At 62.0% G+C, this 14,549-nt stretch carries 16 protein-coding genes and 1 tRNA gene; 12 read left to right on the top strand and 5 right to left on the bottom strand.

The annotated features are described in order from the left end of the window. Nucleotides 1-50: 50 nt before the first annotated feature. Together K5R33_RS14035 and K5R33_RS14030 are read right to left on the bottom strand one after the other, a co-directional pair. Nucleotides 51-124, bottom strand: a tRNA-Gly gene (locus tag K5R33_RS14035). 48 nt (nt 125-172) lie between these two features. Then, nucleotides 173-598, bottom strand: a complete 426-nt coding sequence (locus K5R33_RS14030; protein ID WP_220749691.1) for a MarR family winged helix-turn-helix transcriptional regulator — start codon at nt 596-598, stop codon at nt 173-175. Between the two features lie 69 nt (nt 599-667). Between K5R33_RS14030 and hmgA the strand changes: the two genes are divergently transcribed. The 10 genes from hmgA to K5R33_RS13980 all read left to right on the top strand — a co-directional run bounded on the left by hmgA (nt 668) and on the right by K5R33_RS13980 (nt 7,974). Beyond that, entirely contained in the window at nt 668-2,029 is a 1,362-nt protein-coding gene (gene hmgA, locus K5R33_RS14025; protein ID WP_220749690.1) for a homogentisate 1,2-dioxygenase, read from the top strand. After that, nucleotides 2,026-2,175 carry a hypothetical protein gene (locus K5R33_RS14020; protein ID WP_220749689.1) on the top strand — a complete coding sequence of 50 codons (150 nt, stop codon included), beginning with the start codon at nt 2,026-2,028 and terminating at the stop codon, nt 2,173-2,175. Before hmgA ends, K5R33_RS14020 begins: the two co-directional genes overlap by 4 nt. Beyond that, a complete protein-coding gene (locus K5R33_RS14015; RefSeq protein WP_220749688.1) occupies nt 2,172-2,354 on the top strand; it encodes a hypothetical protein in 183 nt (60 codons plus the stop codon). The genes K5R33_RS14020 and K5R33_RS14015 overlap by 4 nt, the downstream gene beginning before the upstream one ends. Nucleotide 2,355: 1 nt before the next feature. After that, nucleotides 2,356-3,309: a fumarylacetoacetate hydrolase family protein gene (locus K5R33_RS14010; RefSeq protein WP_255576430.1), complete on the top strand. Its 954-nt coding sequence runs from the start codon at nt 2,356-2,358 to the stop codon at nt 3,307-3,309. Next, nucleotides 3,309-3,623: a hypothetical protein gene (locus K5R33_RS14005; RefSeq protein ID WP_220749687.1), complete on the top strand. Its 315-nt coding sequence runs from the start codon at nt 3,309-3,311 to the stop codon at nt 3,621-3,623. The genes K5R33_RS14010 and K5R33_RS14005 overlap by 1 nt, the downstream gene beginning before the upstream one ends. Then, nucleotides 3,620-4,570, top strand: a complete 951-nt coding sequence (locus K5R33_RS14000; protein WP_220749686.1) for an MBL fold metallo-hydrolase — start codon at nt 3,620-3,622, stop codon at nt 4,568-4,570. Before K5R33_RS14005 ends, K5R33_RS14000 begins: the two co-directional genes overlap by 4 nt. A gap of 136 nt (nt 4,571-4,706) precedes the next feature. Further along, on the top strand, nt 4,707-6,350 hold the full coding sequence (locus K5R33_RS13995; RefSeq protein ID WP_220749685.1) for an FAD-dependent oxidoreductase: 1,644 nt from the start codon (nt 4,707-4,709) through the stop codon (nt 6,348-6,350). Beyond that, nucleotides 6,334-6,525, top strand: a complete 192-nt coding sequence (locus K5R33_RS13990; RefSeq protein ID WP_220749684.1) for a DUF2783 domain-containing protein — start codon at nt 6,334-6,336, stop codon at nt 6,523-6,525. Before K5R33_RS13995 ends, K5R33_RS13990 begins: the two co-directional genes overlap by 17 nt. Nucleotides 6,526-6,590: 65 nt before the next feature. Continuing rightward, nucleotides 6,591-7,307: a bifunctional 2-polyprenyl-6-hydroxyphenol methylase/3-demethylubiquinol 3-O-methyltransferase UbiG gene (ubiG, locus tag K5R33_RS13985; protein ID WP_220749683.1), complete on the top strand. Its 717-nt coding sequence runs from the start codon at nt 6,591-6,593 to the stop codon at nt 7,305-7,307. A gap of 25 nt (nt 7,308-7,332) precedes the next feature. Continuing rightward, nucleotides 7,333-7,974: an NAD(P)-dependent oxidoreductase gene (locus K5R33_RS13980; protein ID WP_220749682.1), complete on the top strand. Its 642-nt coding sequence runs from the start codon at nt 7,333-7,335 to the stop codon at nt 7,972-7,974. On the opposite strand, the gene K5R33_RS13975 is transcribed toward K5R33_RS13980, so the two are convergent. Further along, nucleotides 7,946-8,776, bottom strand: coding sequence for a methyltransferase family protein (locus K5R33_RS13975; RefSeq protein ID WP_220749681.1), 831 nt, complete (start codon nt 8,774-8,776; stop codon nt 7,946-7,948). The two genes, K5R33_RS13980 and K5R33_RS13975, sit on opposite strands and share 29 nt — an antisense overlap. A 145-nt stretch (nt 8,777-8,921) precedes the next feature. On the opposite strand from K5R33_RS13975, the gene K5R33_RS13970 reads away from it, so the two are divergent. Further along, complete coding sequence (locus K5R33_RS13970; protein WP_220749680.1) at nt 8,922-9,692, top strand: LamB/YcsF family protein; 771 nt, start codon at nt 8,922-8,924, stop codon at nt 9,690-9,692. Here K5R33_RS13970 and K5R33_RS13965 read toward each other — a convergent pair. Beyond that, a complete protein-coding gene (locus K5R33_RS13965) occupies nt 9,689-10,720 on the bottom strand; it encodes a phosphatase PAP2 family protein (protein ID WP_220749679.1) in 1,032 nt (343 codons plus the stop codon). The genes K5R33_RS13970 and K5R33_RS13965 overlap by 4 nt on opposite strands. A 67-nt stretch (nt 10,721-10,787) precedes the next feature. Beyond that, entirely contained in the window at nt 10,788-12,473 is a 1,686-nt protein-coding gene (locus tag K5R33_RS13960) for an AfsR/SARP family transcriptional regulator (RefSeq protein WP_220749678.1), read from the bottom strand. Nucleotides 12,474-12,615: 142 nt separating this feature from the next. Here K5R33_RS13960 and K5R33_RS13955 point away from each other — a divergent pair, with 142 nt between their 5' ends. Beyond that, nucleotides 12,616-14,508: a phosphatase PAP2 family protein gene (locus tag K5R33_RS13955; RefSeq protein WP_220749677.1), complete on the top strand. Its 1,893-nt coding sequence runs from the start codon at nt 12,616-12,618 to the stop codon at nt 14,506-14,508. The last annotated feature ends 41 nt before the right edge of the window (nt 14,509-14,549 follow it).

Here is a 14,549-nt window from a genome sequence, read left to right as displayed (position 1 = left end):
GAAATCGCTCGGCGGGCTGCGAGCGAGCCTGTGACGTGATGCGGAGAGTTTGGAGCGGGTAACGGGAATTGAACCCGTAACTTAAGCTTGGGAAGCTCGCGTGATACCTTTTCACCATACCCGCGCTCAGGCCTTGGGACATACGCGCCTGCTTGAGGGCGCGCAAGGGGTCTCAGAGTTGGGCGAGGCGCGTCAGACACTGGCGCAGGATGCGCCGTTCTTCGGCGCTGAACCGCTCCATCAAGGCTGCGTCGAACCGGGCGGCCTCCTCGGTTAAGGCGCGGAAGACCTTCTGTCCCGATGCTGTCAGCTCCAAGACGTCGGACCGCCGATCCTGAGGATCCTCGGACCGCGTGAGAAAGCGCTTGGCCTCCAACGCCGCAACCGCGCGGCTGACCTTGGTTTTATGGAGCCGCGCGCGGTCGCAAATCGTCTTGGCGGTCAAAGGCCCATATTGGCCCAGGTGAAACAACACGCGCCACTCGGTCCGCAACATTCCGTGTTGAGCTTTGTAGGTGGATTGAAAGCCGAGACTGGTCGTCTCTGCCGCCATCGCCAGAAGATATGGCGTGAATGCCCGTAGATCTATGTCGCCCATCGCGGTGTCGCCCCTGTTGTTAGTTACAAAAACAACCAATATCGTGCGAGCAGCGCAAGGGAGGGTGCGATGAATAGGCAGACGTCTCCGTCCGGGCTGACCCAAGCGGCCACGGCCATTGGCACGACCCCTGGCTATATGCCCGGGTTCGGAAACGACTTTGAGACCGAGGCCCTGCCGGGCGCGCTGCCGCAGGGCATGAACTCCCCCCAAAAGGTGAACTACGGCCTGTATGGGGAGCAATTGAGCGGGACGGCCTTCACCGCACCCAGCCACCAAAATGAACGCACATGGTGCTATCGCATCCGGCCCTCCGTGAAGCACACCCACCGATTCACAAAGATCGATCTGCCGTATTGGCGGTCGGCCCCCCATATTGATCCAGATGTCGTGTCCCTGGGCCAATACCGTTGGGACCCCGTGCCCCATTCCGATGAAACCCTGACGTGGCTTACGGGCATGCGGACGATGACCACGGCGGGGGATGTGAACACCCAGATTGGCATGGCGAGCCACATCTACCTGATCACCGAAAGCATGGCGGATGCTTACTTTTATTCCGCCGACTCCGAGATGCTCGTTGTCCCGCAGGAGGGGCGGCTGCGCTTTTGTACGGAGCTTGGGGTCATAGACGTCGCACCGCAGGAGATCGCCATCCTGCCGCGGGGTTTGGTCTATCGCACCGAGGTGTTGGAGGGACCCTGTCGGGGCTTTGTCTGTGAGAACTACGGTCAAACCTTTGATCTGCCTGGTCGCGGGCCGATTGGGGCGAATTGCATGGCCAACCGGCGCGACTTTAAGACCCCAGTTGCGGCCTTTGAGGACCGTGACGCGCCATCGACTGTCACGGTCAAATGGGCCGGACAATTCCATGAAACGCGGATTGGCCATTCCCCTTTGGACGTGGTGGCCTGGCACGGCAATTACGCACCCTGCAAATACGACCTGCGGACCTACTGCCCTGTGGGCGCAGTGCTGTTCGATCACCCGGATCCGTCGATCTTCACGGTGTTAACCGCGCCCAGCGGGATCGAGGGGACCGCCAACATTGACTTCGTCTTGTTTCGAGATCGGTGGATGGTGGCGGAGGATACCTTTCGCCCGCCCTGGTACCACAAGAACGTCATGTCCGAGCTTATGGGCAACATTCACGGAGTGTACGATGCCAAGCCCAAGGGTTTCGTGCCCGGGGGGATGAGCCTGCACAACATGATGCTCCCCCATGGGCCCGACAAAAGGGCGTTTGAGGGGGCCTCGAACGCTGATCTGGGTCCTGAAAAGCTGTCGGATACGATGTCGTTTATGTTTGAAACCCGCTTTCCCCAGCACTTGACGCGGTTCGCGGCTTGCGAGGCCCCGCTGCAAGACGACTACATCGATTGTTGGGCGGATCTGGATAAGATGTTCGACGGAACGCCGGGGCGCAAATGATGGACTTTCTGTCGTCCCTTGGCCTGTTCGGTTGGGCCGTCTTGGCGTTGGCGGCCATCGGCCTGATCAGTTTGCCACGGGCCTTGCGCGAAATGTGGGTCAGGCCCTGGTCGCGCGACAAGACCGATGGGGAGGATAAGGCATGAACCTCTGGGGATGGTTTTTCTTTGCGTTCCTGGGCCTTGCCGTCGGTGCGATCCTGTATTCCTGGTGGCACAAGTTCGTGACGAATACGCCCGAGAAGTACGGCAAAGGTCCAGGGCACGACTTGCGCGGGCCGGAACGGATGCAGTGGGATCGTCCCGACCGGCGCGAGGGCCGCTGAGGTGCGGCTCGCAACCGTGAACGACCGCCTCGTGCTTGTCTCAGAGGACGCGCAAACCTGTGTGCCTGCCCAGTCGGTCAGCCTTTTGGCGGCGCTGCGCGGTGGCAGCTATGCGCCTGATGGGGATGCTTTGGCGCTGGATCCGGCTCAATGCGCTGCGCCTTTGCCGGTCTCCCACACGTTCCTCGATGGGTCGGCCTATGTGAACCACGTCGATCTTGTGCGACGGGCCCGGGGGGCGGAGATGCCAGAGCGGTTCTGGACGGATCCGTTGATGTATCAAGGCTGCGCCGTGTTTGAGGCGCCAAATGCGCCGATCTTAGCGGATCCGGCCTGGGGCACCGACTTCGAAGCGGAACTGGCGGTGATTACGGGGGATGTGCCCTGTGGAGCCTCGCCGGAGGAAGGCGCAGCCGCGATCCGGTTTGTCACTGTGCTCAACGACATATCCCTGCGGGCCTTGATCCCCGACGAGTTGTCCAAAGGCTTTGGGTTCGTGCAATCCAAGCCGCCGTCGGCCTGCGCACCCTTCGCCGTGTCGCCGGAGGCCTTGCCCGGGTGGGACGGCGCGCGATTGCATGGGACCATGTGTATCGATCTGAACGGTAAGCCCTTTGGCCGGGTTCAGACGGGCGAGGGCATGACCTTCGATTTCGGCCAGCTTGTGGCCCATGCCGCCAAGACCCGGGCCTTGCCAGCGGGGACCGTGATCGGGTCCGGCACCGTGTCGAACCGGGATGCACAAGGCGGGCCGGGGCAGCCAGTGGCCGACGGAGGGCTGGGCTACGCCTGTATCGCAGAACAACGGACGGTGGAGACGCTGGCCCATGGTGGGCCACGTACGCCCTTTCTGACGGAGGGAGATCAGGTCACGATCTGGTTTGAAGATACCGAAGGCAATCGTCCTTTCGGGGACATCAGCCAAACGGTCAAACATCGCGCGGGGCATGATTGATGGCGGGTGTGTCGATTGCTAACGCCCTGCGCCAGCGGATCGTCGCGCGTGTGCTGCCAGAGACCCCTCTTGTGCCAGAGCGGCTGGGCGGTGCCATGCCAAAGGTGTGGCCGCGCGCGCAGGATGACAGCAAGAAGCGCGGCGTCCAGGTCTCCACCGCGGGTGAGGCTGAGGCCCTAGTCGACGTCCGCAGTTTCGAACGTGGCGGAGCCGTGACGGGCAAGCTGGCGTCCGTCGCCATCATGAACACGGCAAAGATGCACGCAAAGGTGACACCCCAGTTTATCGCTGTCCTCCAGGAGCAATCGAGATGACCAAGACCTTTGCCTCCCAGGGGGATATGACCGAGAAGACCATCACATTCGACGAGATTGGTCGCGATCTTTGGGCGTTCACCGCCGAGGGGGACCCAAATTCGGGTGTTATCATCGGCGATGACAGTGTCATGGTGGTCGAAGCCCAGGCAACGCCGCGACTTGCCCAGAAGGTCATCGAAAAGGTCCGCTCGGTCACCGATAAGCCGATCAGCCATGTGGTGCTGACCCATTATCACGCTGTCCGCGTGCTGGGGGCTTCGGCCTACGGCGCGGGCCAGATCATCATGTCAGAGGCTGCGCGGGCCATGGTCGCTGAACGGGGGCAGGAGGATTGGGATAGCGAGTTCCAACGCTTCCCCCGTCTGTTCGAAGGTCATGAGAGTATTCCGGGCCTCACCTGGCCGACCACAACCTTCAATGACCGCATGACTGTTTACCTAGGCAAGCGCCGTGTGGACATCACGCGATTGGGCCGCGCCCATACGGCGGGTGACGCGGTCGTCTATGTGCCGGATGCGAACACCATGTTCACCGGCGACATCGTAGAGGATCGCTCGGCTTGCTACTGTGGAGATGGTCATTTTCACGACTGGCCCGACACGCTTGCGCGGATCCGTGCTTTCGATCTCGACGCAATTGCGCCTGGACGCGGTGGAGCGCTGATTGGGGCGGAGGCGGTCGACCGCGCCATTACCTCGACCACCGATTTCGTCCGATCCACATACCGCCCAGCGGCCCGGGTCGCCCTGCGGGGGGGATCGTTGAAAGAGGCTTGGCACGCGGTGCGCGACACCTGCGACCCGAAGTTTCACGACTATGCGATCTATGAGCATTGCCTGCCGTTCAATGTGGCCCGCGCCTATGACGAAGCCCGTGACATTGACACACCCAGGATCTGGACCGCTCAGCGCGACCTGGAGATGTGGGAGGCGTTGCAGGGATGATTGGCCCGACTCATAGTCTCCGTCCTGCGAGCGGCGGAGGGGGCGGTTTGTGTTTTCGCGCAGGCGGCGCGTTAGGTGTCCCGACCTACCAAAGGACCGCCTTGTCCTCCTATGCGGCCCAAGCGGAGCATCACCTATGACCTCGACCGGCAATGCGGTGCAGGCAAACTATGACCTAGCCTTTGACCTATACCCCTATGCGCGTGTGGCGGACCAAGATGCTTGTGTCCGTCATCCGGTCGTGGTGGTGGGCGGCGGGCCTGTTGGGTTGACGCTGGCGCTGGATCTCGGGCGACGGGGCACGCCGGTGGTGGTGCTGGATGATCACGCGGGGCCGGGGCAGGGCAGCAAAGCGATCTGTTTCGCCAAGCGGACGTTGGACATTGCCCATAGGCTCGGGGCTGCGGCCCCTATGATGGACAAGGGAATTGTCTGGAGCCGGGGCCGCGTGTTCCACGGTGACGGGCAGTTGTTCCAATTCGATCTGCAACCCGAGCCGGGGGACCGGCACCCGGCCTTCATCAATCTTCAGCAGCCTTATTTCGAGCAGGCGATGGTTAAGGCCATTCGGCGCGAACAAGCGGCCGGAGCCCCCATCGAAATCCGGGGCGGCAATCGGGTCACCGGGTTAGAGGTGCGGGACGATCACGCGCGGCTAGAGGTCGACACCCCAGACGGTCCCTACAGCCTGGAGGCGGATTACCTGATCGCCTGTGATGGCGCCCGGTCACCGCTGCGCAAAATGATGGGGCTTGGGTTCGACGGTCGTGTTTTTGAGGACAACTTTCTGATCGCAGACGTCCGCATGTCCGCAGATTTCCCGACCGAGCGGTGGTTCTGGTTTCAGCCGCCCTTCAAAGACAGCGGTCAATCGGCTCTGCTGCATAAGCAGCCCGATGACGTTTGGCGCATCGACTTTCAGCTGGGCTCCGACATCGTCCGCGAGGTGGAGTTGCAGGACGACCGCGTGCGGGCCCGTGTTGATGCGATGTTATCCAGCCAGACCGGAGAGGTCCCCGCCTATGACTTGGTCTGGACCTCGATCTATCGGTTCCAGTGCCGTCGGATGCGGCAGTTTCGCCATGGACCTGTGTTCTTTGCCGGGGACAGCGCCCATCAGGTGTCTCCGTTTGGGGCGCGTGGGGCGAACTCGGGCGTGCAAGATGCAGAAAACCTGGCGTGGAAGCTGGATCTCGTCGTGAAAGGCAAGGCGGGTCAGCCCCTGCTGGACAGCTACCATACGGAGCGGGCCTTTGCCGCCGATGAAAACATCCTGAATTCGTCGCGCTCCACCGATTTCATGACGCCAAAGACCGATGCGTCGCGGTTGTTCCGCGATGCGGTTTTGGACCTCGCCGGGCGCTATGCCTTCGCGCGGCCGTTGGTTAATTCGGGACGACTATCGGTGCCCTGCGTTTATGAGGCTCACCATGGCTTTGGACCCGATGATTTCGATGGTCCGGTCAAGACGCGGCCCGGGTCGGCCTGCTGCGACGGGCCATTGGGGAATGGCTTCTTACTTGACGCATTGACCGACGGTTTCACCGTCCTGACACTTGGACAGGCCAATCTGAGTGTCCCTGGCTTGGCGCATCTGCATATCGAGAGGCCAACGGCAGAGGTGGCCGCTCGCTTTCTCGGTGACGCACCGGGTGCCGTTTATCTGATCCGGCCGGATCACCATATCCTCGCCCGCTGGGCCGAAACGACACCCGACGCCGTGCTTGCCGCTGTGGCGCGGGCGACGGGTCAAGAGGGTTTCCATGCCCCTGAAGCTTGATCCCAACCTGTCGGACCCCGATGGGGCCTATGACCTTTTGATTGCCGCCCACGATGGTCTGGATAAGGCGCAGAGCGACGCGCTGAACGCACGCCTGATCCTGATTCTGGCCAACCATATCGGCGACCTCGACATTCTGTCCGAAGCGCTTCAGGCGGCGCGTGCGGCTGGCTGAGCCAGGTCCGTAGGGGTGCAAACGGTCCGGGCTTGACACCTTACAGGTGACGCTACCTGACAGGCATGACACAGGTTTCACGGAATAATCTGGCCATCTACGATGATGTAGCCAGCCAGTGGTGGTCCGACGACATCCGGTGGGTGCGGACGCTCAAAAACATGGTGCCGGGGCGGCTCGCTTGGTTCGACCGCGCCATCGACTGGCCAGGTAAGGCGGTCCTAGATCTGGGGTGCGCTGGCGGGTTCATGGCGGAGGCGTTGGACGATCGCGGCGCCACCGTGACCGGGATCGATCCAGCCAGCGAGGCCATCACAGCAGCACGCGCCCATGCGGAGCAGGGCGGACGTACCATCCGATACGACGTCGGCGTTGGTGAAGCGCTGCCCTATGAGGATGCCTGTTTTGACGCGGTCGTCTGTGTCGACGTTCTGGAACACGTGCAGGATCTGCAAAAGGTCATGGCCGAGGTCGCGCGGGTCCTGAAGCCCGGCGGCCTGTTTCTGTTCGACACCATTAATCGCAATCCGCTGGCGCGCTTCGCGGTCATTACCATGGCCGAAGACGTGCTGCGACTGCTGCCGAAGGGCACCCATGATCCGGAGATGTTCATCACGCCTGCGGAGTTGACCACGGCGATGACGCGCGCAGGGTTACATCCGGGTCCGATGACGGGACTGGGACCGCGCGGTATCACCCGGCGCGGGGACTTCGTCTTTGGGCGGCTGCCTGGCCGGGCGATCATCTACATGGGTACCGCGCGCAAACCCGCGGCGACCTGACGACCCAACTGAAAGGAATGCCGATATGGGCAAACACATCCTGATCCTGGGCGCGACCTCGGGCATTGGCCGTGACGCCATGGACGAGGCGCTGGACCGGGGACACCGCGTTCGTGCCTTTGCCCGGACGGCGGACACCTTAGACGGTCGCCCTGGGTTAGAGCCCGTCGTCGGCGATGCCTATGATGCGGACCAAGTGGCTTTTGCGCTGCAAGGTGTGGATGCCGTGATCTATGCGCTCGGCATCAAGGAAAGCCTGTCGATGATCTGGACGCCGGTGTCGCTGTTTTCGGACACGACGGCGGTGTTGCTGCCCCAGATGAAGACTGCAGGTGTGTCCCGCCTTCTCGTCGTGACCGGGTTTGGGGCGGGCCGCAGCAGGGCCGCCATGAGCAGCCTGGAGCGGATTGGACACCGTGCCATCTTGGGCAAACCCTATGAGGACAAGGACCGCCAGGAAGATCAGATTGAGGCCAGCGACACCGACTGGACGCTGGTCCGGCCCGTAATCCTGACAAACGGGGCGAAGACTGGAAAGTACCGCGTCCTACGCGACCCGTCCCAGTGGCGGAATGGTCTGATCTCGCGCGCCGACGTGGCCCATTACCTCGTAACGGCCATCGAGGACGATTTGGATATCAGGGCCGACGTGGTTCTTGCGCGGTAACGCCATTGCGCGTCAGCCCTGGGACGGCATAGGGCACGTCAGCTTTGTACCTCGCGAAACGCTCCCCATACCGCTTCGCGAACCGCCGCTCCTTCAAAAGGGGCGCCAGCAGGCAGTAGGCCGTTAAGACAAGGGCGAGGGCCAGTTGGTCCGGTGTCCAAACGGGCACGGTCCAGGTGGTGAGCGCAAACGACACGTAGATCGGTTGGCGGATAATCCGGAACAGCCCATCCGTGGGCATGTCGGGAAAGCGCGGCTTGCGATCTGCGGCGAGCGACATCCACCCCAAGGCGCCCGACTGCACCTCCGCCCCGGCGTCGTAACTGGCCCAAATCAGCAATGCCCAAGACAGCGCGTAGGCCACGCAGATCCCAGCGAGCGCAACACCCTCCGCCCGCCACCAGACGATGCCACTGGGCGTCCAAAGGACAAATAGGACCACGAGTTGGATTGACGCGATGATGGCGAACGTCGTTGTGCCGAGCGTTCCGCCGTAGCCCTCCGGCGCCAGTCTGCCCAGGACCGAGCGCCCCTTCTTGGAGAGGAGGAGCGAGTGGACAATGGGGAATTGCAAGACCAGGAGTGCGTTGGCCAAGGCCGCCCAGGGCCATGGGACGCGCCCGAGACTTTCGCTCATCCCGAAGAACATGGCGACAATCATCGCCAGCACAGCTGCCGCAAAAATCGTGCGGCAGATGATGCCATAGGCGTAGGCAATCGCAATTCGGCGCCATCCCCGAGGGGGACGGAGCGCACCGAGGCAGAGGCTCAAGAGGCGAGCAAAGCGTGTATCATTCGACATGGGCTGGACTTAGGCAGGCCGCCTGTGACGTCCAATCATCGGACAATGGGCCACACCTTTGATCGGTCTCATGCGCTTGGAAACTGGCGCTGGCGCCAATCTCTGCGATACCCTGGTGAGGTGAATGACGTCAGGGACGGGAACCATGCGGATTGATCTGAACTCGGACCTAGGCGAAGGGTTTGGCCCCTGGCAGATGGGCGATGACGCGGCGATGTTGTCGATTGTCACCTCTGCCAATGTGGCCTGTGGCGGGCACGCCAGCGACCCCGAGACGATGTATAAGACACTCTGCCTCGCCAAGGCGCAGGGCGTGGTTGTTGGCGCGCACCCCGGCTTCCAGGATCCGATTGGGTTCGGTCGCCGCGTCATCCCCATGTCGCCCGAAGAGATTGGCCGCATGTGCGCCGCTCAAATCGGCGCGCTGCGTGCCGTGGCGGCTTTGGCCGATGTTTCCGTCGACTACGTCAAACCCCACGGGGCACTCGCCAATCTCGCGGCTCGGGATGCCTCGGTGGCGGAGGTGATCGTTGAGACCATCCAACGTATCGATCCAAATCTGTCGCTGCTTGCGATTTCTGGAACCGAACCGGAGCGGGTCGCGCGCGAGCGATCCTTGACCGTCTATTCAGAGATTTTCGCCGATAGGGGATATCTGTCGAATGGTCAGCTGGTCCCACGCGGAGACGCGGGCGCCATGATCCACGACCCGGGTGTGGCCACGGATCGGTTGCTCGCGTTTCTGGACAGCGGGCTGATGCCCGTGGTGGATGGGCCGCCCATTCCCCTGGCGGCGCAGTCCATTTGTGTTCACGGCGATGGTCCGGCCGCTGTGGCGATGGCACGAGATATTCGCGCCCGTCTCACTGCTGCCGGCGTCGAGATTTCCGCCTTTCTGACGCCCGGCGCGGCCTAGGCAACGTCACCCGCGTCCGCCGGTGCCAATTCCTGTTGCAGCAGTGTCCAGGCTGGCAGGAGCGGTTGATCGGGGGCCGAGAAGGCGCCTTCGATCGCGCCATAGAGCAAGCTGCGGTCGCGAATGGCCGACTGGATGAAGGCTAGGAGGGTTGGACCGTTTTCGGGAAAGACCCAGGGGATCATCCGCATGACCGCGATCCAGGATGCGATGTTGTCTGTCGGGTAATGCACGCCGCCGAACACCCGCCGATCCCCGAAATCCACGGCAAATTGGCTGTAGGCCTCCATGGGAATGTCTTCCATCTGCCGCCCGGCGCTCAATAATTTGTCGACGATGGTACAGGCAAACAGAAGGCCCTGGGCGCAATGGCCGCTGATCAGGGCGGGGTGGTTGCCCGTATGGACATTGGCCTGGGCTTGGCGCCATTCGAAATCGGTCAGGCCAAGCATAAAGGCCGTCTGTTGTGGGCGTGCCCGGCGAAAGATCAGCTTTGTCTGGAAGATGCCGTTGTACTTGTGTTGAAACATATGCCCAAATAGGCTTGGCATCTGTTGGAGATCAACGGTGTCGTCATAATAATAGATGCTATTGGCCGGATGCGCCCCGACTTTCTGCTCCAGTTCCTTATCGGCTGGTGGCAGGACCGGCTCGCCAGATTGTAAGCGCGACAAAAACGGTCCGATGTAGTCTTCGATGGCGTACAGCCAGTAATGCGTCCGCTTTGGTAAGGGCCCTTTGTAGGTCGGCGTGATGGGGATCTGGTCCATGATGCCCTTTGCGAGAAGGGTTTTGATGACCACGTCCAATTCGCGGCGGGTCGCCTCCGTCGCGAATTGCGCAGAGGCGCCGGTCCAGGTGCCCGTGGCCATATCCCATTTGGGTGAGATGTGTTCGCTCACGTCTTCTACGAAGTGGGCATAGAACGCGGCCCAATCCTCGGCAGAGCCGCTCCAATCTTTGGGGCGTGCCCCGTCATCGACAATACGCAACTCGCGCGACGGGGCACCGTAGGGAGGTAAAACCATAGACTCAGCCTCTCACATCTAATCGGATGAATTGGACTGTTATTTGGCGCAGCATCTAAGCCGCTGGTCAATGAAAACCCAACCGTGCGGCACTTTCTGCCATCGCGGGACGCAGCAATTCGATATTCACGGGCGATATATCAGAGGTAATCCCTTCCCGCCCGAAATTCTGACCGGATTGGATGAGAGAGGCTGCAATTGTTTCTGCGTTCGATGCTTTGCCTGTCCGCTCAGATGCTAAAAACATCAATTGACGTGCAGAGCTGAAGTCGGGGGCTTGCCGCAAACTCCGCTGGGCGTGTTTTAGGGCTGTGTCAAAGTCTTGGGCGGCCGCATGGCTCGCCGCACTCACGCCGTCGTAGAACGGACGATACCGGCTCATCTGACCGATGGCGTTTGCGGTTTGCGCGGGTCCGAGTGCTCCTTTGACATCCTGCGCGCGCAGGTGAGCGAGGGCTAGGATTGCCCAGCAGAGGGCCGAATCTGGCGCGGCCCGAACGGCCAAGCGCCCATGATCCAATGCGGCGGAATGATCCCGGACGAACAACGAATAGCAATGCGCCGCAAGGCAATGGACTAGGCCGTTGTCGGGACTGTGCCAGAGAGAGGCGCGGATATCCGCAAGCACTTGGTCCATGGGGATCGCGTCATGACCATTGAGGCGCTCCCCATAACACAACATGCGCACGGCGTTGCGCAGCCCAAAGAGAACGCCCGACTGTCCCATGTCGAAAGCCCGGTCCACGCGGGTCATCAGGTCACTGCTGGCGTGGGATCCCGGGATGAACAGGCCTTCGAAAACCTGACGCATATCCATCTGCGCTGCGACGGCCTGTGCGTCATCGGTGGTGGACCCATCCGTCAGGCTCAACAGCACCTCGAAGATCCGATCAACAAATGCTGCTGGTGCGTTTGGATCTTCCTGAAACTCCGGTTCTGTCAGCGTGTATAGGATGTCTCTGCCGCCGTTGGTCAGAAACACCGCGGTCGCCATACTGGGGTGGGGACGCTCTAACCGGAGGGCAATGCCTTCGGGCGCCAGTGCCGCTGTTGCGGCCTCGCCGATGTCGAAGATCTCAAGGGCATGGAGCCTGTCCCTTGCCCGCCCAATCAGCCTATGAACCTCGGGGTCATTGGGCATGGATCCGATGCCTGCCACAAGCGAGATACGCACACGGGCAGATGGCGCTGGTGCTGACGGCGCAATTAATCCCTGCACAAACCGGGCCGAGGTCACCACGTCCGGCGCAGGGTGGGCGCGATCCAGAGCTTGCCGTTGTTCCAAAAGCCAGTCCTCGAACGCCTCTTCCCCGACATCGAGGCCTTCGAAGAGGACCTGGTCTGCCGTCGTGCGTGGGGCAACCTGGATCTTACCAGGGGTCAGCCAGACGGAATGCCGATCCGCGCAGAGGACCTGCTCCTCGCCCTGGAACACACGCCGGAGCCGGGTCAATGTCTGTCTCAGGCTGGTTGCTGCGTTATCCGGTTCTGCATCACCCCAGAGGATGGCCTGGAGCCACTTTCTGGATCTGCGCATCTCAGGGGAGACCAACAGGGTCGCCAAAACGGCCTTATCCTTCGTGCGTGGCGGCAACAGCCCAGCCACACCGCCCGAAGCGATATCGAGATCCCCCCAGATGTGCGCCAGATACAAAACCGACCCCCGATGGCGTGCGCCCCGTGCTTCCCCATTCAGATCGCTAGGGGGTGCCGTGGGGTCACGCAAGCCTTCATTCAACTTAATATAAGACATCCCAACCACTGTTGCTGCACCGCAGAAGTCACGGAGCGATCACGATGCCCCGTTAAGACTTAGGTAACGAAGCCGTCAGGGACAGATATGGCGGGTGTATGGTGTTGAAATTGCGTGGGACTTTATTCCTGATGAGACTCCGATGATAATGGGATCACGGATCTGGAAATCCTCCGGCGGCGAAACCCATGTGCGTCAGAACACCTCTGAGGCGCAGCCTTCCGGGCATCAGGAGGGTGAATGCGTCGCACCGCTTGGGGGTGCGACCAATGACGTCACGCTGGTGCGGGGCCCGTGGGCGGTTGTCTGTTCTAAAGGTCAGGACCACGATGACTATGGCCTCGCGATCCCGGGCGATGGCGCACTGCGCTCGACGCAGGCGACGGGAACCCGCAGGTTTCGCACGACCGCGCTGGATGGTGCGTCTTGGGCGGCTCTGAAAGGCTCCCCACCAAATACGACAGCGAGGGAAGCGTTGCCCAAGCAGGTCCTCGGCTTGGATGTCGCGCCAGAACCTCGTTTGGGGTCTGACCAACTGGCCGCTGAGATGGCCGAGCTTTATGCGATGGCGATCCTGCGGGACAAACCCTTCGAGGAGTTGCGGGACGGCCAGCATGGGGCCGCGACAACGGTCCATGCGCTCCGCAAAATGTCCTGGTTTGATGAGGGGGCGCCGACCCCGGACCGCCACATGCAGCCTCAAACTTCCGAAGGTCCCCGTGGGAAGCGCAACCGGCTGTCACCGCAGTCCTTGTTCCGAGCCGCCGCGCCCGGCTGTGCCGTGGGTCCCTATGTGTCGCAGTTCCTGCTGATTGGGAACTCTGGGCTCACCGGAGGGCTCACGCCCGACATGGGGTTCGTCACCTTTGGGACCCAGCGGATGTCTCAGATGATTGCGCGGCATGTCAGTGGTGTCGACTACATGCGCGACTGGGCTGAGTGGTTGGACGTGCAGGATGGTGCGGATACGGCGTCCGCGCAGGCCTTTGATGGAACGCGCGGCTTCATTTGCACGCCCCGGGACCTTTCCGCGCGCATGCGGCAGAGCGCCCCCGAGGAACCCTTCGTCACCGCATATTATCTACTCCTCGCGGCGGAAGCTGCGGCGGACGATGGTCTGCCAGAGCCGACGTCTTTACGGTCGTCGGCGCCGCCCCTCACCGCTGCCGATGTCTTGTCTCTGATCTCGGAGGCCGCCAGCGCGGCGCAGGTGCTGCTGGCCGAGCAGGCAGCCAGGGGGAGGGGGCGCCTTCAACCCGAGGTTTTGGGTGCCCTTGCGACGCTCGTGACAAACGGAGAGGGCGCACGCTTGGGTGCCGCACGGCCCTTGGTTGAGACCCATGTCGAAAAGCTGGAGGCGGCAGCCACCGCGAACTTCGACCTGTTGGAGGCTGTCAATCAGATGCCAACCACGGGCCAGTTCGGCGGGGAGCCAAAGGGTCCTCCGTTCCAATTGTCCAGAAATCTTATGCTTCCGATGGCTTTCGCCGAAGGTGCGCCAAAGGAAGCCGCCTTCGGCGCCCGTCAGGCCACAGTGGCTGGGGCCTGCGCGACGCTTCTGAAAGCGATGTTCAAGATATCGACCGATGGCGCCGCCCCGTTGACACTGGACCAAGTCGGCACGGGAACGCTGGGAACAACCTATGTTCCTAATGGCACCGGCAGCTGCCTTGTGGCGACCACCGCGCCCGAAGATGCTGGATCACAGCTGACGTTGCAGGGAGAGCTCAACAAACTTGCCGCCAATGTTGCTTTGGCGCGCAGCTTTGCCGGGATCCATACCTACGGTGCGTCTTGGGATGCCATGCGCATGGGCGAACGCTTGGCGGTGGGCCTGTTGCTTGACCGTCTCGCCGCATCCGACCAACCGGCGTCCCTGACCTTCGAGAGCTTTGACGGCGATGCCCTGGTCTTGTCCGGGGATGGCCAAGGCGCCGCGACGCTGCTGGTGGAGGGTGGCGCGGACCCATCGGCGTGGTGGCATCGCTTGAATGGAGAGGTGGCGCAACACATTGAATTCCCGAAACTGTCCTGATCTCCAGTCCATGAGCTACGCGATACTTCACAGCGTCGAAC

It is taken from the genome of Jannaschia pagri, from assembly GCF_019655435.1.
Lineage (GTDB): Bacteria > Pseudomonadota > Alphaproteobacteria > Rhodobacterales > Rhodobacteraceae > Jannaschia > Jannaschia pagri.
Note: the sequence above shows the minus strand (reverse complement) of the source record. Positions and strands in the feature narration are given on the sequence as shown.